At 73.1% G+C, this 21,072-nt stretch carries 18 protein-coding genes; 7 read left to right on the forward strand and 11 right to left on the reverse strand.

Annotated elements, in window-relative coordinates:
* Window positions 1-1,353 (forward strand): carbonic anhydrase (locus ABD353_RS08235; RefSeq protein WP_344622818.1); only part of this gene is annotated, 1,353 nt, incomplete at its 5' end.
* Window positions 1,354-1,422: 69 nt separating this feature from the next.
* Here ABD353_RS08235 and ABD353_RS08240 read toward each other — a convergent pair.
* Window positions 1,423-1,875, reverse strand: coding sequence for a hypothetical protein (locus ABD353_RS08240; RefSeq protein WP_344622819.1), 453 nt, complete (start codon window positions 1,873-1,875; stop codon window positions 1,423-1,425).
* An 803-nt stretch (window positions 1,876-2,678) separates the two neighbouring features.
* Here ABD353_RS08240 and acs point away from each other — a divergent pair.
* The 5 genes from acs (at window position 2,679) to ABD353_RS08265 (ending at window position 8,602) form a co-directional block, all read left to right on the forward strand.
* Window positions 2,679-4,634 (forward strand): acetate--CoA ligase, encoded by a 1,956-nt coding sequence (acs, locus tag ABD353_RS08245; protein WP_344622820.1) that lies wholly within the window; start codon window positions 2,679-2,681, stop codon window positions 4,632-4,634.
* 610 nt (window positions 4,635-5,244) lie between these two features.
* The gene (nhaA, locus tag ABD353_RS08250) at window positions 5,245-6,495 is read left to right on the forward strand and encodes a Na+/H+ antiporter NhaA (protein WP_344622878.1); all 1,251 of its coding nucleotides are present in this window, start codon (window positions 5,245-5,247) and stop codon (window positions 6,493-6,495) included.
* A gap of 115 nt (window positions 6,496-6,610) precedes the next feature.
* Window positions 6,611-7,072, forward strand: a complete 462-nt coding sequence (locus ABD353_RS08255) for a phage holin family protein (RefSeq protein WP_344622821.1) — start codon at window positions 6,611-6,613, stop codon at window positions 7,070-7,072.
* Between the two features lie 247 nt (window positions 7,073-7,319).
* Entirely contained in the window at window positions 7,320-8,258 is a 939-nt protein-coding gene (locus ABD353_RS08260; RefSeq protein WP_425555103.1) for an alpha/beta fold hydrolase, read from the forward strand.
* 137 nt (window positions 8,259-8,395) lie between these two features.
* Window positions 8,396-8,602 carry a hypothetical protein gene (locus tag ABD353_RS08265; protein WP_344622823.1) on the forward strand — a complete coding sequence of 69 codons (207 nt, stop codon included), beginning with the start codon at window positions 8,396-8,398 and terminating at the stop codon, window positions 8,600-8,602.
* Between the two features lie 30 nt (window positions 8,603-8,632).
* Here ABD353_RS08265 and ABD353_RS08270 read toward each other — a convergent pair whose 3' ends face one another.
* The 10 genes from ABD353_RS08270 to ABD353_RS08315 all read right to left on the reverse strand — a co-directional run bounded on the left by ABD353_RS08270 (window position 8,633) and on the right by ABD353_RS08315 (window position 19,635).
* Entirely contained in the window at window positions 8,633-9,817 is a 1,185-nt protein-coding gene (locus ABD353_RS08270) for a MarP family serine protease (protein WP_344622824.1), read from the reverse strand.
* A gap of 58 nt (window positions 9,818-9,875) precedes the next feature.
* The gene (locus tag ABD353_RS08275; RefSeq protein ID WP_344622825.1) at window positions 9,876-10,595 is read right to left on the reverse strand and encodes an NUDIX hydrolase; all 720 of its coding nucleotides are present in this window, start codon (window positions 10,593-10,595) and stop codon (window positions 9,876-9,878) included.
* Window positions 10,592-11,449 (reverse strand): endonuclease III, encoded by an 858-nt coding sequence (gene nth / locus ABD353_RS08280; RefSeq protein ID WP_344622826.1) that lies wholly within the window; start codon window positions 11,447-11,449, stop codon window positions 10,592-10,594. The genes ABD353_RS08275 and nth overlap by 4 nt, the downstream gene beginning before the upstream one ends.
* A 62-nt stretch (window positions 11,450-11,511) precedes the next feature.
* Window positions 11,512-12,162 carry a hypothetical protein gene (locus ABD353_RS08285; protein ID WP_344622827.1) on the reverse strand — a complete coding sequence of 217 codons (651 nt, stop codon included), beginning with the start codon at window positions 12,160-12,162 and terminating at the stop codon, window positions 11,512-11,514.
* 283 nt (window positions 12,163-12,445) lie between these two features.
* Entirely contained in the window at window positions 12,446-12,979 is a 534-nt protein-coding gene (locus ABD353_RS08290) for a histidine phosphatase family protein (protein WP_344622879.1), read from the reverse strand.
* 110 nt (window positions 12,980-13,089) lie between these two features.
* Window positions 13,090-14,055, reverse strand: a complete 966-nt coding sequence (locus ABD353_RS08295; RefSeq protein ID WP_344622828.1) for an acetylxylan esterase — start codon at window positions 14,053-14,055, stop codon at window positions 13,090-13,092.
* Between the two features lie 123 nt (window positions 14,056-14,178).
* On the reverse strand, window positions 14,179-16,548 hold the full coding sequence (locus tag ABD353_RS08300; RefSeq protein ID WP_344622829.1) for a beta-xylosidase/alpha-l-arabinosidase: 2,370 nt from the start codon (window positions 16,546-16,548) through the stop codon (window positions 14,179-14,181).
* Between the two features lie 7 nt (window positions 16,549-16,555).
* Window positions 16,556-17,374 (reverse strand): carbohydrate ABC transporter permease, encoded by an 819-nt coding sequence (locus tag ABD353_RS08305; protein ID WP_344622830.1) that lies wholly within the window; start codon window positions 17,372-17,374, stop codon window positions 16,556-16,558.
* Window positions 17,374-18,306, reverse strand: a complete 933-nt coding sequence (locus ABD353_RS08310; protein ID WP_344622831.1) for a carbohydrate ABC transporter permease — start codon at window positions 18,304-18,306, stop codon at window positions 17,374-17,376. The genes ABD353_RS08305 and ABD353_RS08310 overlap by 1 nt, the downstream gene beginning before the upstream one ends.
* Window positions 18,307-18,324: 18 nt before the next feature.
* Complete coding sequence (locus ABD353_RS08315; RefSeq protein ID WP_344622832.1) at window positions 18,325-19,635, reverse strand: ABC transporter substrate-binding protein; 1,311 nt, start codon at window positions 19,633-19,635, stop codon at window positions 18,325-18,327.
* 130 nt (window positions 19,636-19,765) lie between these two features.
* On the opposite strand from ABD353_RS08315, the gene ABD353_RS08320 reads away from it, so the two are divergent.
* Entirely contained in the window at window positions 19,766-20,797 is a 1,032-nt protein-coding gene (locus tag ABD353_RS08320; protein ID WP_344622833.1) for a LacI family DNA-binding transcriptional regulator, read from the forward strand.
* Window positions 20,798-21,072 lie beyond the last annotated feature (275 nt).

Consider the following 21,072-nt stretch of genomic DNA (forward strand, 5'->3'; position numbering starts at 1 on the left):
GACGCCGCCGGCCCCGCCTCCCGGTGGTCGGCCGTCCTGCACGGCTGCTGGGTGGTGCTGGCCGCACTGGTGCTGGCCGGCGGGCTGCGCCGCATCCCGCTCGCGGCCCTGGCCGCCCTCGTGCTCGTCGTCGGCGTGCAGATGGTCAGCTACGCCCACATCAGGCGCATCCACCGGCACCGCGAGTTCCCGGTCTACCTGGTCACCGTGCTCGGCGTGGTGGGCCTCGGCGTCCCGCTCGGCGTGACGCTCGGCGGAACGGTCGCCGGCCTGCTCGCCCTCCACCGGCTGACCCGCGCCCGCGTCGACGTCACCGCCGAGCCCGACGGCTCCCACCGCGTCCGGACGCACGGCCCGCTCACCTTCGCCGCCGTTCCCCGGCTCAGCCGCACCCTCGGCCGGATTCCCCCCGGCGCGGCGGTCACCGTCCACCACGACGGCAGCTTCCTCGACCACGCCGCGTACGAGGCGCTGCACACCTGGCGGGCCATGTACCAGGCCGCCGGCGGGCGGGTCGCGATGGTGACCGACCAGCACGGCCGGGACGCGGCACTCGACCCCGACGGCACCATGGAGCCGGATCCGGCCGCAGGAACGCGGCAGTTCCGGGCCTGGACACCGTGGATGGGCCACCACAGCATCGAGCAGGACGGCGGCGACGCACACGGCCGGCTGCTCGACGGCGTGCGGGGCTTCCAGGAGCACACCGCACCACTCGTCCGGCAGGAACTGGCCCGGCTCGCCCGGGAGGGCCAGACGCCCTCACAGCTGTTCCTCACCTGCGCCGACTCGCGGATGGTCACCAGCATGATCACCAGCAGCGGCCCGGGCGACCTCTTCACGGTCCGGAACGTCGGCAACCTCGTCCCCGCCCCCCACGAACCGGGCGCTGCGGACGACTCGGTGGCGGCTGCCGTGCAGTACGCGGTCGAGGTGCTGGAGGTCGGCTCGATCACGGTCTGCGGGCACTCCGGCTGCGGCGCGATGAAGGCCCTGCTGGACGGTATCCACGAGCAGCCGGGCACGCCGACCCCGCTCGTGCGCTGGCTGCGCAACGGCCGTGGCTCGCTCGCCCGCTCCAAGCGTGCGCCCGCGAGCTTCACCGACCGAACCGCCGCCGACCCGGTCGAGGAGCTCTGCATCACCAACGTGGTCCAGCAGCTCGACCAATTGCTGGCCAATCCCGCGGTCGAACGCCGCGTGGCCGCCGGCACCCTGCGTCTGGTCGGGATGTACTTCGACTTCGCGACCGCCCAGGCGTACGTCCTGGACAACAGCACCGGGCGGTTCGCCCGGGTCTCCGCCGAGCACTGCGGCGAACCGTTGCAGCAGCGAACACCGGTGACGGCCTGACGCCCGTCTGCACGACGGCCGGGCCACGGCAGAGCGACCACGCCTCCGCGGCCCGCCTGTGACCGCCCGTCAGGCCAGCAGCAGCTTCGCCAGGTCGGCCGGTGTGACGTACCCCGGCCACCGGCCGTCCGAGAACAGATGGACACCGGCGTCCAGGTAGCACTGGTCGACCAGCTGGGAGCAGATCATGTGGCGGCTGCTCGCCACATAGCCCTTGATGAGCGGACCGACCGGCAGGCGGAGGCGGTGCGCGCCCAGCGCGAAGTAGTCGGCCGCGCTGTAGGGCACCCCGATGTACCCGCGGGCGGCCGCGACGACAGCCGCCCGCTGGCCATCCGTCAAGGCGTACCTACCGGTGGACCAGAGCGCCGGTCGGCCGTCGTACACCGAGAGGGGGCGCAGTTCGGCGCCGCCGGGCTGCGCCTCAACCAGTTGCCCGTCGCCCACGAAGACGAAGGCGTGCTCGTAGTCGGCGAAACCGCTGGCGTTGAGCCACTGGCCGATCCGGATGAGGCGACTCACCCGGCCGTCCATGCGGACGACGGCGAAATCACCGGGGAGGGGCACGGAGGAGGATCGAGGAGGTGTGGCCGACATGACTCTGACCTCCCTCACGCGAGGGTGCGTCGTTGGTCGGGCCTGCGGCCGAAGCCACAGGCCCGCCCGGTCAGTGGAGTACCGATGCGTCGGGTCGTCAAGTACTCCTGCATCATCCGTTCCACGGCCGACAGCGATCCGCAGCCGGCCGCCCCCGGCCGGAACCGTCGCAAGTGCACCGACCGCACCTCCACCGCCGCCGGACGGACAGACGCGGCAAGCACGCTGCGCACCCCCACCGATCCGCGGGCCCGTCCGACCCACCCGCTCCGCACGGCGGCACCCCCGGAGGCACACCCGGCGGGCGCCGTGCCTCGCACGCCCTCCACCCGACACCTGGCGCCGGGTGGCCGATCGCGCCTCCGTCCGTGCACCCACGCCGCCGGAGCCGGCCTCCCGACGTTCACCTGCACCTCGGCCGTGCGGGGCCGCCCGTCCCGCCACCGTCCCGCCGCGCGCCGCGTCCAGCAGTGCCCCTGCCACTCCCCGCCCCCGCCCCTGTCCTGCTCCCCGTCACCCTCCCCGTCGCCCTCCCCGTCCCGTTCCCGTCCCGCTCGGTACCCGCCGGGCACTCGGTCCGGTCGGCGGCGAACCCCACGAAAGGTCTACACCAATTCTCGGGAGGCTCTTGTCAACACACCCGTTCGCCTGGTGAGCTGTGTGCTGGGACACACGGGACAATCCCGCAGGGGATCACCCGGCAGATGAGACTCGATGAGGAGTGCGCGTTGAGCAACGAGAGCCTGGCCAATCTGCTCAAGGAGGAGCGCCGCTTCGCGCCGCCGGCCGCCCTGGCCGCGTCCGCGAACGTGACCGCGGACGCCTACGGGCAGGCCTCCGAGGACCGGCTCGCCTTCTGGGCCGAGCAGGCCCGCCGCCTCTCCTGGTCCGTCGAGCCGACCGAGACCCTGGACTGGAGCAACCCGCCGTTCGCGAAGTGGTTCGCCGACGGCCGGATCAACGTCGCGTACAACTGCGTCGACCGGCACGTCGAGGCGGGCCTCGGCGACCGGGTCGCGATCCACTTCGAGGGCGAGGGCGGCGACACCCGCACCATCACCTACGCCGACCTGAAGGACGAGGTCTCACGGGCCGCGAACGCGCTGCTCGAGCTGGGCGTCCACAAGGGCGACCGGGTGGCGATCTACCTCCCGATGATCCCCGAGGCCGTCGTCTCGATGCTCGCCTGCGCCCGGATCGGCGCCACCCACTCCGTCGTCTTCGGCGGCTTCTCCGCCGACGCCGTCGCCTCCCGCATCCAGGACGCCGACGCCAAGCTCGTCATCACCGCCGACGGCGGCCACCGCCGCGGCAAGCCGTCCGCGCTCAAGCCCGCCATCGACGAGGCGCTCGACCGCTGCCCCGGCGTCGAGCACGTCCTCGTGGTGCGCCGCACCGGACAGGACACCGCCTTCACCGAGGGCCGCGACGTCTGGTGGCACGACGTCGTCGACCGCCAGTCGGCCGAGCACACCCCCGAGGGCCACGAGGCCGAGCACCCGCTGTTCATCCTCTACACCTCGGGCACCACGGGTAAGCCGAAGGGCATCCTGCACACCACCGGCGGCTACCTCACCCAGGCCTCCTACACCCACCACGCCGTCTTCGACCTCAAGCCGGAGACCGACGTGTACTGGTGCACCGCCGACATCGGCTGGGTCACCGGGCACTCGTACATCGTGTACGGGCCGCTCGCCAACGGCGCCACCCAGGTCATCTACGAGGGCACCCCGGACACCCCGCACCAGGGCCGGTTCTGGGAGATCGTGCAGAAGTACGGCGTGACGATCCTCTACACCGCGCCGACCGCGATCCGCACCTTCATGAAGTGGGGCGACGACATCCCCGCCAAGTTCGACCTGTCCAGCCTGCGGGTGCTCGGCAGCGTCGGCGAGCCGATCAACCCCGAGGCGTGGGTCTGGTACCGCGAGCACATCGGCGGCGGCCGCTGCCCGATCGTGGACACCTGGTGGCAGACCGAGACCGGCGCCATCATGATCAGCCCGCTGCCCGGCGTCACCGAGACCAAGCCCGGCTCCGCCCAGCGCGCGCTGCCCGGCATCGCCGCGACCGTGGTCGACGACGAGGCCCGTGAGGTCCCCGACGGCTCCGGCGGCTACCTGGTGCTGACCGAGCCGTGGCCGTCCATGCTCCGCACCGTCTGGGGCGACGACCAGCGCTACCTGGACACGTACTGGTCCCGCTTCGAGGGCCGGTACTTCGCCGGCGACGGTGCGAAGAAGGACGAGGACGGCGACATCTGGCTGCTCGGCCGGGTCGACGACGTCATGCTGGTGTCCGGCCACAACATCTCCACCACCGAGGTCGAGTCCGCGCTGGTCTCGCACCCGGCGGTCGCCGAGTCGGCCGTGGTCGGTGCCACGGACGCCACCACCGGCCAGGCCATCGTCGCCTTCGTCATCCTGCGCGGCACCGCCGAGGCCAACGACGACCTGGTCGCCGACCTGCGCAACCACGTCGGCCGCACCCTCGGCCCGATCGCCAAGCCCAAGCGGATCCTGCTGGTCAACGAGCTCCCCAAGACCCGCTCCGGCAAGATCATGCGTCGCCTGCTGCGCGACGTCGCCGAGAACCGCGAGATCGGCGACGTCACCACGCTCGCCGACTCCTCGGTGATGAACCTCATCCAGGCCCAGCTGCCGACCGCACCGAGCGAGGACTGACACACCGCCACGGGCCGGCTCCCCGCTCTCGCGGGGCGCCGGCCCGTGGCGTGTCCGGCGAACGAGGTGGAGCCCGGGGTCGAACCGTGGTGGCGGAGCAGTTCCCCGAGCAGCTCGCCGCCCTCGGCGCCGACGACCATAAGGACGACCTGCGGTTCGCGCATCTGGTCGCACGCCGTCCGGGGGACGGTGGCCGACGGCCCTCCCGGTGCCCGGTCGCGTCGCCCGGCCGCCGCCGTCGGCCTGCATAGACTGCGCCCGATCGGCCGCCGTCGCGCACTCCGTAGAATGCGGTGGGGCGTCAGGACCGCTCCGAGGCGCGCCGGGAAGTCTGGTCGGCATCCGTACGACAGGTGTCCCCCGTACGGGGAGACCGCCCGCTCGAGCCCCAGGAGGTCCCGCCGTGGCCACACCGCCCGCGCCCGACCAGCCGCCCGTGCCCGACCGCCCGCGCCGCTCGGACCCGCAGCCGCAGGCCCCGTCCGACCGGACGGACGCGACCGAGGAGACGGGCGCCGCCGCGGACACGAACGCGGCCACCGGCACGGGCGGGACCACCGAAACGGGCGCCACCGCGGAGACGGGCGGGCAGCGCCGGACGTTCCTCGGGCTGCTGCCGCTGCCCGAACGGCGGATCATCCTGGACGCGCTGCGCACCGAGACGGTCGGCGGTGTGCTGCTGCTGCTGGCCGCGGTCGCCGCACTCGTGTGGGCCAATGTCTGGCCGGGCTCCTACGAGTCGGTGAGCGAGTACACGATCGGGCCGTCGAAGCCGCTGCACCTGGACCTCACCGTGGAGGCCTGGGCCGCGGACGGGCTGCTGGCGATCTTCTTCTTCGTGGCGGGCATCGAGCTCAAGCGCGAGTTCACCTCGGGCGAGCTGCGGACGCCGAGCGCGGCGCTGCTGCCGGTGACGGCCGCGGTGAGCGGGGTGGTCCTGCCCGCGGTGATCTTCACCCTGGTGAACCTCGCGCCCGGCGGGCACCCCGGCGGCTGGGCGATCCCGACCGCGACGGACATCGCCTTCGCGCTCGGCGTGCTGGCGGTGGTGGGCAGTCAGCTGCCGTCCGCGCTGCGGGCCTTCCTGCTCACGCTCGCGGTGGTGGACGACCTGATCGCGATCCTGATCATCGCGGTCTTCTACACCTCGGAGATCAAGTTCTGGGCGCTGGGGCTGTCGCTGGCCGGGCTGGTGCTGTTCTGGCTGCTGAACCGCCGCGAGGTGCACGGCTGGTACCTCTACGTGCCGCTGGCGCTGGTGATCTGGGCGCTGATGCACGAGAGCGGGGTGCACGCGACGGTGGCCGGCGTGGCGATGGGCATGCTGCTTCGCTGCCGCACCCGGCCGGGCGAGGAGCACTCCCCCGGCGAGCACGTCGAGCACCTGGTGCGCCCGCTGTCGGCGGGTGTCGCGGTGCCGCTGTTCGCGCTGTTCGCGGCCGGGGTCCCGGTGTCGGGCAAGGCGCTCGCCGAGGTGTTCTCGGAGGCCACCCCGCTCGGCGTGGTGCTCGGCCTGGTGGTGGGCAAGTCGGTCGGGGTGTTCGGCGGGACGTGGCTCGCGGCGCGCTACACCCGCGCGCAGCTCAATCCGCAGCTCGGCTGGGGGGACGTGTTCGCGCTCTCCACCCTGGCGGGCATCGGCTTCACCGTCTCCCTGCTGATCAGCGAGCTGGCCTTCCCCGACGACCACGCGCTGGCCGAGCAGTCCAAGGAGGCGGTGCTGATGGGTTCGGTGCTGTGCGCGGTGTTCGCCACCGTGCTGCTGAAGCTCCGCACCCGGCACTACCGCCTGCTGTACGAGGAGGAGAACGCGGACTCCGACCACGACGGCGTCCCGGACGTCTACGGGCGCCCGAACTGACGCGCAGTCTCCTGACACGCCGCCGAACCGGGGGCCGGAGTGGTGTGCGGACTGCCGGGGGAGGCATGATGCTGAGCTGTCGAACGAGTGCAGCCGCCGCGAAGGAGAACCGCCGATGTCCGCAGGAACCGCAGGCCGGGCCCCCTACGAGGGCGAGCGTTCCATCGGCGAGCTGTTCGCGGCGGCGACCAACGACCTCTCCGCCCTGGTGCACGACGAGATCGCGCTGGCCAAGGCGGAGATCCGGGCCGACGTCAAGCGCGGTGTGACCGGGGGCGTCTCCGTCTCGGTCGCCGGCGTGGTGGCGCTCGCGTCCGTCCCGATGCTGAGCTTCGCCGCGGCCTACGGTCTGCAGGCGCTCGGGCTGACCCTCGGCTGGTCCTTCCTGATCGTCGGCGGCGCCTACCTGCTGCTGGCCGCGCTGCTGGGCCTGCTGGCGGCGCGCTCGTTCAAGAAGATCGAGAAGCCGCACCGGACGATCGAGGGCGCCCAGGCCACCGCTGACGTGCTGAAGAACGCGCGCCCGCGGCCGGCCACCAAGGAGGAGATCGACCGCGCGCTCGGCCGGATCCGCTGACCCGCGGGAGACGCGTACCGGTGTCCGTCCCGGCGTCCGCCACCGGGCCCGTCAGGGTGTCCGCCACCGGGCCGGTTCCGGTGTGCAGCCGCTCCGTGCCGGATCGTTGCGAAGCGACGCGAGTGCCGGAGACGTGTTCGTAGCACGCGTATGACAGGCTCTCGGTATGCCGCTGGACCAGAAGCCCGTACCCGCGAAGCCCGCCGAGCCCCGTCCCGGGACCTCCCGGCCCGCCACGGGACGGCCCGTGCCCGGACCCGCCGGGGACCCTGCGGGTGCCGGGGCCGCCTGGAGCGTCCGCTCGCCCGGGCCGTGGACGCACCGCGACCTGGCCGCCAACGGGGCGCGCTTCCACATCGCCGAGGCCGGTGACGGCCCGCTGGTGCTGCTGGTGCACGGCTGGCCGGAGTACTGGTGGGCCTGGCGCCACCAGCTGACCGCGCTCGCCGAGGCCGGGTACCGGGCGGTCGCCCTGGACCTGCGCGGCATCGGCGGCAGCGACCGCACGCCGCGCGGCTACGACCCGGCCAACCTGGCGCTGGACATCACCGGCGTGATCCGGTCGCTCGGCGAGCGGCACGCCCATCTCGTGGGCCACGCCACCGGCGGTTCGCTCGCCTGGGTGGCGGCGGTGATGCGGCCCTCGGTGATCCGCAGCCTGACGGTCGTCTCGGCGGCGCACCCGCGCCACCTGCGGCGCGCCCTGCTCACCGACCGGCGCCAGATCGCCGCCTTCGAGCACGTGCTGGGCTTCCAGCGGCCGTGGATCCCGGAGCGGAGGCTGGTCGCGGACGACGCCGCCCTGGTCGGCGAGTACCTGCGGGCCTGGACGGGTCCGAACGGGATCGAGCCGGAGGCGGTGGAGGCGTACCGGCAGGCGATCCGGATCCCGTCCACGGCGCACTGCTCGATCGAGCCGTACCGCTGGCTGATGCGGTCGATGGCCCGGCCGGACGGCCTGCAGTTCGCGCGCCGGATGAAGAAGCCGATCACCGCGCCGACGCTGCACGTCCAGGGCGCCGCCGATCCGGTGCTGCTGGCGCACACCGCGCTGGGGGCGGGCGAGTACGTGGAGGCGCCGTACCGGTGGCGGCTGCTGCCCGGGGTGGGGCACTTCCCGCACGAGGAGACCCCCGAGCAGTTCACCGAGGAACTGCTGGCCTGGGTGGGCCAGCACAAGGACTGAGCGCCGGGTCGACCCGCCCGTACGACGCATCCGAACCAGGACTCGAAAGTCTGACCATCACTCATATGACAGTCGCATAAGCCAGGTGGGAAGTCCGGAGGCGGTTACTCCTCCTGGCCCAGGGGCATCCTCCCGGTATGACCTGGATGCCCGATCGCGATGCCGCACCGCGCCGACGCCGTCGTGGGAGCAGCAGCTCGCAGAGCCAGTCCCACCAGTTCGAGTGGCGCCGGGAAGGCGCCCCCGGACAGCCGGACGGCACCGGGGCGCACGGGCTCGGCATCCCCCGCATCCTCGGCCGGCGGGCCCGCTGGGTGGGTGCCCGCCTGCGCCGCGAGGGCTGACCCGGGCACCGGCGGCGCCCGGGCGGGCGGTCAGAGCGCGCAGCCCTCGGTGTCCACCCGGGCGGTGGCGCTCTCCCCCAGCGTGGCGTCCTGGAGCACCTCGGCGGCGGTGAGCACGTAGCCGGTGTCGGCGCTGTCCAGCGACTTGGCGAAGACCACGCCGTACACCTCGCCGTTCGGGCTGAGCAGCGGGCCTCCGCTGTTGCCCTGGCGGACGAGCGAGCGCACCGAGTACACGTCGCGGACGACCTGGCCGCGGTGGTAGATGTCCGGCCCGTTGGCCTGGATCCGGCCGCGGATGCGGGCGGGCTGGACGTTGAACGAGCCGTTCTCCGGGAAGCCCGCGACGATCGCGCTGTCGTTGGTGCGCGCCTCGCCGGCGAAGGACAGCGCCGGGGCGTTCAGCTTGGGGACGTCGAGCACGGCGATGTCGCGCTGCCAGTCGTACCGGACAACCGTGGCGTCGTAGACCCGGCCGGTGCCGCCGACCTGCACCGTGGGCTCGTCGACGCCGCCCACCACGTGCGCGTTGGTCATCACCCGGTGCGGGGCGAAGACGAAGCCGCTGCCCTCCAGCGTCTTGCCGCAGGACGGCGCCGTGCCGACCACCTTCACCAGGCTCTGCCGGGCCCGCTGGACGGCCTCGCTGCCGGCCAGGGCCGGGTCCGGCGCCTCGACCTCGGTGATCGGCTCGTGCTCGAAGGGGTTGAAGACCTGCGGGAAGCCGTTGCGGGCCAGCTCCTTGCTGAAGTCGGAGAACCAGTTCGGCGCGTCCGAGGGCAGCGCGCCCTGCACGGTGGAGAGCACCGTCGAGGTGCGGACCTGCTTGGAGACCGTGGGCAGCGAGGTGCCGGCCAGCGCCGAGCCGATCAGCCAGGCCACCAGCAGCATCGAGATCACGTTGACCACCGAGCCGCCGATCGCGTCCAGGGTCTTCGCCCGCCCCCTGCCGATCCTGCCGCGCAGCTTCCAGCCGAAGTGCGTGGTGACCGCCTGGCCCACCGCGGCGAACACGATCACCACCACGACGGCGACCACCGAGGCCGTGGTGCCCGGGCCGAGCCGGTGCAGCAGCAGCGGCAGCAGTTGGACGGCGATCAGGCCGCCGCCGAGGAACCCGAGGACGGAGAGCACGCCCACCACGAAGCCCTGCCGGTAGCCGGACACGGCGAAGCCCACCGCGGCGGCGATCAACAGCAGATCCAGGACATTCACGCCGATACCCTCCCATGGACGGAGCCCGGGACCGCCACGGGCCACCTGGTCCGGCGACTCAGCGCGGTGCGGGCGATCCCCTGTCGTGCTGCCGGTCGGACCGGGTGAGGTTCAGCGCCTCCTCGGAGAGGGTCAGGGTACGCCGGACGTCCCACGGACGTTCCAGGCCGCTGTAGTGCAGCACCCGGTCGATCACTCCGGCGGTGAAGCCCCACACCAGCCGGCCGGCCACCTCGAAGGCCGGACCGACGTGGCCCGAGGGGTGGCGCAGCCGGGCCCGGTTCGCCGGATCGGTGAGGTCGGTCAGGGGCACCCGGAAGACCGCGCCGGTCTCCGCCGGGTCGACCGGCCCGACCGGGGTCTCCCTGCGCCACCAGCCCAGCACGGTGGTCACCACGAAGCCGGAGACCGGGATGTACAGCGCGGGCAGGGTCGCGAAGACCTGCACGCCCGCCGGGTCCAGACCGGTCTCCTCCTCGGCCTCCCGCAGCGCCGCGGCGACCGGGCCGGGGCCGGCCGGGTCGCCGTCCTCCGGGTCGAGGGCGCCGCCGGGGAAGGACGGCTGGCCGGCGTGCGACCGCAGCGAGCGGGCCCGCTCGATCAGCAGCAGGTCCGGTCCGGTCTCGCCCTGGCCGAAGAGCATCAGCACCGCGGAGGGCCGGCCGCCGGAGGCCGGCGGCAGGAAGCGGCTGAGCTGCTCGGGGAGGACGGTCTCGGCGGCGGTGCGGACCGGCAGCAGCCACTCGGGCAGGCCGTCCCGTTCGATGGCGACGGTCATCCGGCGACCGCCATGTCCGCGACCTCGCCGTCGTGCGCGTCGGCCTCGGCGCGGGCCGCGGCCTCCCCGGGGAAGTCGGCGGGCGGGCGCAGCCGCTGGCCGGGCTTGCCGGCCAGTTCGTACTTGAGCAGCTTGGCGGCCTTCTCCGGGTCGGTCTCGCCGGCTCCGAAGGAGGGGCAGAGGGCGGTGATCGGGCAGGCGCCGCAGGCCGGTTTCTGGGAGTGGCAGACGCGGCGGCCGTGGAAGACGACCCGGTGCGAGAGCATCGTCCACTCGGACTTGGGGAAGATCGCGGCGACGGCGGCCTCGACCTTCTCCGGGTCCTCCTCCTGCGTCCAGCCGAAGCGGCGGACGAGCCGGCCGAAGTGGGTGTCGACGGTGATGCCGGGGACGCCGAAGGCATTGCCGAGGACGACGTTGGCGGTCTTGCGGCCGACGCCGGGCAGGGTGACGAGGTCCGCCAGGCGGCCGGGGACCTCGCCGCCGAAGTCGTCCCGCAGCGCGGCGGACAGGCCGAGCAGCGACTTCGCCTTGTTCCGGAAGAAGCCGGTCGGCCGGATGATCTCCTCCAGCTCCTCCGGCACGGCGGCGGCCATGTCCTCGGGGGTGGGGTACTTCGCGAAGAGCGCCGGGGTGGTCTGGTTCACCCGCAGGTCGGTCGTCTGCGCCGACAGCACGGTGGCCACCAGCAGTTGGAAGGGGTTGTCGAAGTCCAGCTCCGGATGCGCGTACGGGTACTGCTCCGCGAGCGCCCGGTTGATCCGCCGGGCCCGCCGCACCATCCCCAAATGGGACTCCGGCTTCTTCGGCTTCGCCGCCCGTGGCCCGGCCGTCCGGGCCTTGCTCTCTGCCATGCAGGAAGGCTACGCCCCGAGGCGGGTCGCGCGGGAACGATCGGCCCGCCCGCCGGACGGCGTCAGCACTGCCAGAGGAAGGCCGCGCTGCCGCACGGCTCGCAGGCGAAGGCGTAGGCGCTGCCGCTGCCGAAGTTCATCGCGGTGAGGTGGTCGGGCCCCTCCTCCAGCTGGACGACCATCGCCATGGCCCGGTCGCAGGACGGGCAGTCGGGCGTCTGGTCGTACTGGAGCCAGGCGGGTCCGCCGCCGAGCTGGCCCAGCAGGGCTTCGTCGGGCCGCCCGAGGCGGGCGGCCTCGTAGTCGCCGCCCGGGTCCGGCCGGTAGGCGACGGCGCGGACGGCGCCGAGCTGCCGGGGGTCGCCGTCGTCCTCGTCGTGGTCGTCGGGCAGCGGGGGCAGGGGCAGCGGGCCGCTGCCGCCGACAGGGAGCAGCAGGGCCAGGTTGCCGCCGGCGCGGGCGTCCCACTCCTGGCAGCCGCCGGGGTCGTTCTGGCACATGAACAGCGCGAGCAGGGCGCGGCCGTCCGCGGCCCCGGTGCCGGTGTGCCGGCCGAGGTCGTCGAGCAGGACCTGGGCGAGGAACTGCATCGGGCCGCCGCAGGTCGCGCAGTGCGGCCAGGCCGTGCCGGCCGGGGCGAGCGGCACACCGCCGGTCCGGGTGACCGGGGCGTCGGGGGCGACCGGGCCGGCGTCGGTCATCAGGGTCGTCATGACGGATCACCCTAGGGTGCGGTGCCGACACGTCGGGTCGCATCAGGCGGGCGACTCCCCCGGCCTCCGGCCGGGCGGTGCCCCCGTCTCGTGCCCGACCGGACGTGCCGTCGTATCGGCCTCGTACTGGACGTACTCGGGCGATGCGGTGGTGCGTCCGGTCGTGGGGACACCTCCCGGCCGAAGGCCGGGGGAGATCCGGCGTCGCGCGCGCGGCGGGAGTTGTCGGACGAGCCCTCCGGCGCGGTGCCGACACCGGTGGGCACGCGGGGGTGTCGCCGCGTCAGAGCGGTTCGCCGCAGCGGAGGTTCCAGCGGCCCGCGCGGCCGCTGAGGTGGGTGGCGGTCAGCGGGCGGACGTCGAGCCGCCAGAAGGCCGCGGCCGGGGCGCCGAGGGCGTGCACGGCCGCGGCGCGGACGACGTCGGGTTCGACGACGGCGGTGACGGCCGGTGCGTCCTGCGGCAGCGCGGCCAGCCAGTCGGCGACCCGGTCCAGCACGGCCTGCAGGGGTTCTCCGCCGTGGGGCGCTGCGGCGGGGTCGGCGAGCCAGCGGGCGAGGGCCTCGGGTTCGGCGGCGGCGATCTCGTCGAGGGTGCGGCCCCGCCAGCGGCCGTTGTCGCAGCCGGCCAGGGCGGGTTCGTCGACCGGTGCGGGCAGGCCGAGCGCCTGTGCGGTCTGCCGGCAGCGCGGCGACGGCGAGACCGGGGTCGGGCCGGCCGAGCGGAGGGTGCCGGCGGCGGCCTCGGCCGCACGCAGTCCGAGGGCGTCCAGCGGTCCGCCGTCGTCGAACCGGGCCTGCCGGACGGCCTCGCTCATGGCCGCCGAGATCAAGGTCACGCGCACTGCCGGTCCTCCCCCGTCCCCACCGACGGTACCCGCCCGCCGGGCTGCGGTCAGGGGCGCCCCTCGTCGGAGGTCTGCCCGGCTCAGGCGCCGAGGTGGCGGCGGAGGAAGCGGAGGGCGGCGGCGTCGTCGTCCGGGCCGCCGGCCTCGTGGCCGTTGTAGCGCCAGACGTCGATCTCCTTCGGTCCGGCGTAGGCGTTGTGGGCGGCGAACACGGTGGACGGCGGGACGGTCTGGTCCATGAGTGCGGCGGAGAACCTGGCGGGGGCGTCGGCGCGGGCGGCGAAGTTCACGCCGTCCACGTAGGAGAGGGTGCGGTGCACCTGTTCGTCGTGGCCGCGGTGGGTGGCCAGGTAGTCGGCGATCTCGCGGAAGGGGTGGGCGTCGGTGACCACCACGGCGCGCGGGAAGTCGCAGAGGAACGGCACGTGGGCGACGACCGCGGCGAGGTCGGGGACGAGTCCGGCCGCGGCGAGGGCGGTGCCGCCGCCCTGGCTGTTGCCGAGGACGGCGACCCGGTCCGGGTCCACCTGCGGCAGCGTGCGGACGGCGTCCACGGCCCGGACGGCGTCGGTGAACAGCCGCCGGTAGTAGTAGTCGTGCGGGTCCTCGATGCCGCGGGTCATCACGCCGGGGACCTGCGGTCCGGCGGGGCCGGAGTCGGGGGTGTCGCCGCGGCTCCAGACGGAGCCCTGGCCGCGGCTGTCCATCTGCAGGTGGGCGAAGCCGGCGGAGGCCCAGACGAGGTTCTCCAGGACGTGGCCGCGGCCGCCGCCGTAGCCGACGTACTGGACGACGGCGGGCAGCGGGCCGTCCGCCCCGCGGGGCAGCCGGAGCCAGGCCCGGACGGGCTCGCCGGCGTACCCGGGGAAGGTGACGTCGAAGGTGTCGACGGTGGTGAGGCCGGTCGGCACGGGGACGGCGGCGGTGTCGCCGCCCGCGGCCCGGGCCTCGTCGAGGGTCTTCCGCCAGAAGGCGTCGAAGTCGGCGGGCTCGGTCTGGGCGCTGCGGTACGAGCGGAGCTGGTCCTCGGGCAGGTCGGTGTACAAGGTCGGCTCCTTCGGCCGGTGGTGCGTTCGGTCGTGGTCCACCTGCCCCGGCCTCGGCCGCCGCACTCCGGCGAAGCGGTACCGGGGTGCATGGGGCCGGGGCAGGTGGGGTCCGGGGGGCGGCTACCGCACGTCGAGGACGTCGAGGACGGGGTGCAGCCGGCGGGTGTGGTCGACCGTGCGGACGGGTCCGGTGAGCTCGACCTCGGCGGTGAGCCGCGGGTCGGTGCTGGAGGCGGCGAGGCGCAGCTCCAGGGTGCCGGGTTCGACGATCCGGCGGCCGTCCCGGCCGGTGAAGGAGGCCAGGTCGGCGGGGACGGCCGCGGTGATCCGGCACTCCTCGCCGGGGCCGAGCGGCACCCGCCGATAGCCGATCAGGCGCTGGACGGGCTGCACCACGGAGGCGACCGGGTCGTGCAGGTAGAGCTGGACGACCTCGGTGCCGGGCCGCCCGCCGGTGTTGCGGACGGTGAAGGAGAGCCGGAACTCGCCCGCGGTGTCCGTCCGTCCGGTCTCGACGGCGAGGTCGGACCAGGCGAAGGCGGTGTAGGTGAGGCCGTGGCCGAAGCCGTACGCGGGGGTGGGGTCGGTGCTGGAGACGTCGGTGGGTCCGGCGAGCCGGGCGGCCAGGTAGGAGGACGGCTGGACGCCGGGGCGGCGCGGCACGCTGACGGGCAGTCGGCCGGACGGCTCGACGCGGCCGCTGAGCACGCCGGCGAGCGCACCGGTGCCCTCCTCGCCGGGGAAGAAGGTCTGCACGATCGCGGCGGCCTCGTCCACGGCGCGGCCGAGGGCGTAGGGCCGGCCGGCGAGCAGGACGACCACCACGGGGGTGCCGGTGTCGAGCAGGGTGTCGAGCAGTTGCTGCTGGGCGCCGGGGAGTTCCAGCGACTCGGCGTCGCAGCCCTCGCCGCTGGTGCCGCGGCCGAAGAGACCGGCGCGGTCGCCGAGGGCGAGCACGACGACGTCGGCGCGGCGGGCGAGGGCCGCGGCCTCGGCGAAGCCGGCGGTGCTGCCGTCGTCGACGCCGGTGCCGGTGACGGTGTGGATCTCGGCGCCGTCGAACTCGGCGGCGAGGGCCTCGCGCAGGGTGGGCATCCGCAGGCCGACCGGGGTGTCGGGGTGCTGGCGGCCGACGTGCACCGGGAAGGCGTAGCAGCCGAGCACGGCGGTGGCCTCGTCGGCGTTGGGGCCGATCAGGGCGATCCGGGCGGGCCGGGCGAGCGGCAGGGTGCCGTCGTTGCGGAGCAGGACGACGGACTGCTCGGCGATCTCGCGGGCGAGTTCGCGGTTGCCGGCCGGGTCGAGGTCGACGGTGCCGCGCAGTGCGGTCGGGTCGGTGAGGTCGGCGCCGGCGAGGACGGCCGGGACGGGCGTCCAGTCGGGGTCGAGCAGGCCGAGTTCGGCCTTCTGGACGAGGACGCGGCGCAGTGCCCGGTCGACGAGCCGCTCGGGCAGCCGGCCGGTGGTGATCGCCTCGACGAGCGGTTCGCCGAAGGTCTTCACGGTGGGCAGTTCGACGTCGACGCCGGCGGCGAGGGCGGCGCCGGCGGCCTCGGCCCAGTCGCCGGCGACGCCGTGCAGGGTCCGCAGGAAGCCGATGCCGAAGTAGTCGGCGACCACCGTGCCGGTGAAGCCCCAGGTGTCGCGGAGGAGTTCGGTGAGCAGCCGGTCGTCGGCGGCGGAGGGCACGCCGTCGGTGTCGGTGTAGGCGTGCATCACGGAGCGGGCACCGCCCTCGCGGACGGCCATCTCGAACGGCGGCAGGATGACGTCGGCGCGTTCACGGGTGCCCATCCCGACGGGGGCGAGGTTGCGGCCGGCGCGGGAGGCGGAGTACCCGGCGAAGTGCTTGAGGGTGGCGACGATCCCGGTGGACTCCAGGCCCTGCACGTAGGCGGTGCCGACGGTGCCGACCAGGTACGGGTCCTCGCCGACGGTCTCCTCGACGCGGCCCCAGCGGGCGTCGCGGACGACGTCCAGGACGGGGGCGAGGCCCTGGTGGACGCCGACCGCGCGCATGTCGCGGCCGATCGCGGCGGCCATCCGGCGGACCAGTGCGGGGTCGAAGGCGGCGCCCCAGGCGAGCGGCACGGGGTAGGCGGTGGCCTTCCAGGCGGCGAAGCCGGCCAGGCACTCCTCGTGGGCGACGGCGGGGATGCCGAAGCGGTTGGCGGCGGCGATCCGCTGCTGGGTGCGCATCAGCGAGAGCGCGCCGGTGGCCGGGTCGACGGGTGCGGTGCCGAACGGCCGGGTGAGCTGTCCGAGTCCGTGCGGCAGCAGGGTGTCGAGGGCGGGCGGCTCCTCCATCTCGTGCTGGTACGGGGCGACCTCGCCGCCCTCGTCGGAGGCGCCGACCCAGACGCCGAACAGCTGGGCGATCTTCTCCCGGAGGGTCATGGCGGCGATCAGGGCGTCGGCCCGTGCGCCCGGGTCGCGGGCGGTGTCCTGCCAGGCGGGGACGGCGGAGGCGGTCTCTACGGCCAGGTTCATGTGTCGGTCACTTTCCTCCGACGCCCATGAGCCCCTGGACGAGGGCGCGGCGGGCGAACAGGTAGACGAGCAGGATCGGGATCATGGACAGCACGACGGCGGCCAGCAGCCCGGGGACGTTGATGCCGTACTGGGTCTGGAAGTCGTAGAGGCCGAGGGTGATCACCTTGGTCTCGTCGGACTGGGTCAGCACCAGCGGGAAGAGGAAGCCGTTCCACGCCTGGAGGGCGGAGAAGACGGTGATGGTGGAGAGCCCGCCCTTGGAGAGCGGCAGCACCAGCTGGAGGAAGACCCGCCGGGGGGTGGCACCGTCCATCGCCATCGCCTCGTAGAGCTCGGGGGTGATGTCGCGCATCACGCCGGTGAGGACGAGGGTGCAGACCGGCAGCGAGAAGGCCGCGGTCGGCAGGATCACGCCGATCAGGTTGTCGTACAGGCCGGCCTTGCTGATGACGTAGAACATGGGCACGATCACCGCCTGCGCGGGGATCGCGAGGCCCAGCAGGAACAGCCGGAACGCCAGGTCGGTGGTCCGGCCGCGGCTGCGCACGATGGCGTAGGACAGCGGCGGCACCACCAGCAGCACGACGGCGACCACGCTCACCGTGACGATCACGGTGTTGAGGAAGTACTGGCCGAAGCCGCCCTGCAGGTCGTCGAGGTAGTTCTGCAGGGTGAGGTGCCGGGGCAGGCCGAGCGGGCCGCTCTCCGCGTAGTCGGCGCGGCTCTGCAGGGTGGCGGCCAGCATGGTGTACAGCGGCAGGCCGACGACGAACAGCCAGACCAGCGAGCCGAATCCGGCCAGGACGTTGGGGCGTCGCCTCATCACAGGCCCTCCGAGGTGCTGCGCATCCGGTCGTAGCCGGACAGCCGGACGACGGCGAGCGAGATGGCGGTGGCGACCAGGACGAGCAGCAGCGCGACCGCCGATCCGGTGCCGAAGTCGAAGCCCTTGAAGGCCTTCTGGTACATGTAGTAGGCGCTGATGGTGGTGTCGGTGCCGGGCCCGCCCTGGGTGAGGATGAGCACCGTGTCGAAGGTGGTGAGACCGCCGACCACCATGAGGATCACCGAGGTGATGACCGCGTTGCGCAGCTGCGGCAGCGTGATGTGGAAGAACTGCCGTACGGTGCCGGCCCCGTCGATCGCGGCGGCCTGGTAGAGCACCGGTGGGACGGCGCGGGCCGCACCCTGGTAGATGAGCGTGTGGAACGGGGTGAACTGCCAGGCGCCGACCAGCACCAGCACCCCGATCGCGCCGGTCTGCGAGCCGAACAGGTTGCCGTCGCCGAACAGCCACTCGGCCTCGGCCGGGACGCCGAAGTTGGGGTCGAGCAGCGCCCGCCAGAGCACCGAGACGGCGGTGGCCGAGAGCAGCAGCGGCACGAAGTAGATCGCCGACAGCACCGCCCGGTTGCGCTGGTGCCCGGCCGCCCAGACCCCGAGCAGGATGCTGATCGGGGTCTGGACGGCCACGCCGAGCAGGGTGAGCAGCAGGCTCAACCACAGGCTCTTGACCATCACGGGGTCGTCGAAAAGCCGGTTCCAGTTGTCGAAGCCGGCGAACTCCGGTGAGCCGAGGCCGTTCCAGCGGGTGAAGGACAGCACGGCGACCAGGACGAGCGGCACGATCGCGAAGAGGACGAAGAAGACCGTGGCCGGGAGCGCCCAGGCGAACCCGGGGCGGGTCACCGCGGTGCCCGTCCGGCTCGCCGGTCGGCGCCGCGTCACGGCCCCGGTGGCAAGAGTTGTGGTCATGGTGCGACCCGTCTGGTGTCAGGAGTTCGGCAGGGCCTGCATGGCCTTGATGAAGCCGTTCTCGTCGATCTGGCCGTTGAAGAACTGCTGGACGGCCTGGTGGATGGGCGTGATCGCGGCCGGCGGGTACGCCTGGTCCCAGGAGAGCTGGAACGACGGCGCGGCCTTCACCAGGTCGAACTGGAAGGTGGAGTACGCCGGGTTGGCCGCGCTGCTCAGGAACTTGGGGGTGTTGCTGGTGGTCGGCAGGTTGCCGATGGCCAGCTGGCCCTGGACGAACTCGTCGGAGTACTGGAGCTTGAGGAACTCCGCGACGGCCTCCGGGTGCTTGGTCTTCTTCAGCACCGAGTAGAAGTTGTTGGTGTTGCCGACGACGTTCTTCGGGTCGCCCTTGCCGCCGGTGACGGTCGGGAAGGAGCCGTAGCCGAGGCTGGTCTTGGTGAAGTCGGGGCTGGCGTCCTGCTGGGTGGAGTACTCCCAGGAGCCCATCAGCTCGAAGGCGGCCTTGCCGCGGGCGAGCAGGGCCGGCGAGCCGCCGTCGGTGAACTTCACCGAGTCGAAGTTGGTGCCGAACGCGCCCGCGTCGATGAGCTGCTTGAGCATGCCGAGGGCCTTCTTGCTGTCCTCGCTCGCCCAGGCAGCCTTGTCGCCGCCGAGCGCCTTCTTGAACAGGTCCGGGCCGGCGACGCGGTCGTAGAGGTACTCGAACCACATCAGGGTCGGCCACTGGTCGCCGCCGCCGAGGGCGATCGGGGTGACGCCCTTGCCCTTGAGCGTCTGCACCGCGGCGAGCAGCTCGTCGAAGGTCTTGGGCGCACTCACGCCGGCGTCGGCGAGGACCTTGGTGTTGCTGAAGAGCAGCACCGGCTGGGTGCCGCGCATCGGGACGCCGTAGGCCTTGCCGTCGACCACGGCGGTGTCGAAGACCGAGGACAGGAAGTTGGCCTTGAGGCCCGGGTCCTTGGCGATCATGTCGTCGAGCGGCATCAGCAGGCCGGCGTCGACGAACGGCTTGATGCTGCCGCCGCCCCAGTTGAAGAAGACGTCCGGGGCCTGCTTGGTGTTGATGATCGTCTGCAGCTTCTGCTGGTAGTCGGCGCCCGGAATGGTGTCCAGGACGGCCTTGACCTTCGACGTCTTGTTGAAGGTGTCGACGATCTGCTTCTCGACCTTGTTGGTGGCGTCCCCGTAGACCAGGACGTGGATCTCTCCCGAACCGCTGTCCCCGGAGGAGCCGGAGCCGCTGCCGCAGGCCGTCAGGGTGATCCCCAGGACCACGGCCGCGCTGCCTGCGGCGAGGGAACGGGAGAGCCGAGCGTGTCTTCTCATCGCGGTGCCTTTCGAAATCTTTCGGCATCTTCGCCGAAATTCTTGGCGCGCTGCGACGCTAGATCCGCGCTCCGAGGGGGGTCAACCCCCCGTCGCGCAGTTACCGGAACGTGACCTGGACACGTGCCTTATGCTGCACGCCATGCGAGAAGAGGAGGAGAACGGCCGCGTCACGCTCGCCCAGGTGGCAGAAGAGGCCGGCGTCTCCGTGTCCACGGTTTCGAAAGTTCTCAACGGCAGGCAGGACGTCTCCCGCCCGACCCGCCTCAAGGTCGAGCGCCTGCTGGAGGTCCACGGTTACCAGCGGACGCCCAAATCGGCCTGGGAGGCACCGCTCGTCGAGATCGTCTTCCCCGAGCTCGACAACCTCTGGGCGATGGAGCTGATCAAGGGCGCCGAGAACGTCGCCAAAGAGCACGGGGCCAGCGTGGTGCTCACCGAGAGCGGCACCCGGCACGCCCCGGACCCGAGCTGGATCGAGGGCGTGCTGCGCCGCCGGCCGCTCGGCGTGGTGCTGGTCTTCTCCAGCCTGCCGCTCGAGGTGAAGCAGCAACTCCGGTCCCGCGCCATCCCGTTCGTCATCATCGACCCGGCCGGCGACCCCGAGCCGGACGTGCCGTCGGTGGGCTCGGCGAACTGGGCCGGCGGCCTCGCCGCGACCCGCCACCTGGTCGAGTGCGGGCACCGCCGGATCGCCATCATCACCGGCCCCGAGGACATGCTCTGCTCGCTGGCCCGGCTGGACGGCTTCCGCTCCGCGATGGGCATGGCCGGCCTGGAGATCCCGCCCGGCTACGTCTCCTTCGGCGACTTCCACGTCGAGGGCGGCCGCCGCCGCGCCATGGAGCTGCTGGCCCTCCCCGAGCGGCCGACCGCGATCTTCGCCGGCAGCGACCTGCAGGCGCTCGGCGTCCTGGAGGCCGCCCGGGTGCACGGGTTGAAGGTCCCCGACGACCTGTCGGTGGTCGGCTACGACGACGTGCCGATCGCCCAGTGGACGAGCCCGGCCCTCACCACCGTCCACCAGCCGCTGCGGCAGATGGCCGAGGAGGCCGCGCAGATGCTGATCCGGATGCGCGCCGAGGGCGGCAGCGCGGCCCGCCTGGAACTCGCCACCAGCCTGGTCGTCCGCAAGAGCACCGCCCCGCCGCCCGCCGCCTGACCGATCGGCCGATCCCTCGAAAACGGCCGGCCGAAAACGGTCGGCGCGCACGGCGCCCGCTTTTCCGGGACCGCGGGGCCCGGAAGGTCACGGCGGCCAGCAGCAAGGTCTTGCAGAAAGTTACATTCATACTGCCGAGTAACCTTGACTCCCCGACCCTGCCGGGCGCATCGTCGGGACTACGCCGCCACCACCCCGTGCGGTCCTCCTCCTGTGCCATCCCCGCAGGTCAGCCGTTCCACCCGCTGACGGTCGCGCCCCCACGCGACCGCCCG

This window comes from Kitasatospora arboriphila (assembly GCF_039528095.1).
Taxonomy (GTDB): domain Bacteria; phylum Actinomycetota; class Actinomycetes; order Streptomycetales; family Streptomycetaceae; genus Kitasatospora; species Kitasatospora arboriphila.

Bases quoted from the DNA above. Each gene is read 5' to 3' on its own strand.
- ABD353_RS08320 (WP_344622833.1), top strand. From the start codon at position 19,766: ATGCTGCACGCCATGCGAGAAGAGGAGGAGAACGGCCGCGTCACGCTC.
- ABD353_RS08315 (WP_344622832.1), bottom strand. From the start codon at position 19,635: ATGAGAAGACACGCTCGGCTCTCCCGTTCCCTCGCCGCAGGCAGCGCG.
- ABD353_RS08265 (WP_344622823.1), top strand. From the start codon at position 8,396: ATGACCTGGATGCCCGATCGCGATGCCGCACCGCGCCGACGCCGTCGT.
- nth (WP_344622826.1), bottom strand. From the start codon at position 11,449: ATGGCAGAGAGCAAGGCCCGGACGGCCGGGCCACGGGCGGCGAAGCCG.
- ABD353_RS08300 (WP_344622829.1), bottom strand. From the start codon at position 16,548: ATGAACCTGGCCGTAGAGACCGCCTCCGCCGTCCCCGCCTGGCAGGAC.
- ABD353_RS08305 (WP_344622830.1), bottom strand. From the start codon at position 17,374: ATGAGGCGACGCCCCAACGTCCTGGCCGGATTCGGCTCGCTGGTCTGG.
- ABD353_RS08310 (WP_344622831.1), bottom strand. From the start codon at position 18,306: ATGACCACAACTCTTGCCACCGGGGCCGTGACGCGGCGCCGACCGGCG.
- ABD353_RS08275 (WP_344622825.1), bottom strand. From the start codon at position 10,595: ATGACCGTCGCCATCGAACGGGACGGCCTGCCCGAGTGGCTGCTGCCG.
- ABD353_RS08255 (WP_344622821.1), top strand. From the start codon at position 6,611: ATGTCCGCAGGAACCGCAGGCCGGGCCCCCTACGAGGGCGAGCGTTCC.
- ABD353_RS08290 (WP_344622879.1), bottom strand. From the start codon at position 12,979: ATGAGCGAGGCCGTCCGGCAGGCCCGGTTCGACGACGGCGGACCGCTG.
- ABD353_RS08285 (WP_344622827.1), bottom strand. From the start codon at position 12,162: ATGACGACCCTGATGACCGACGCCGGCCCGGTCGCCCCCGACGCCCCG.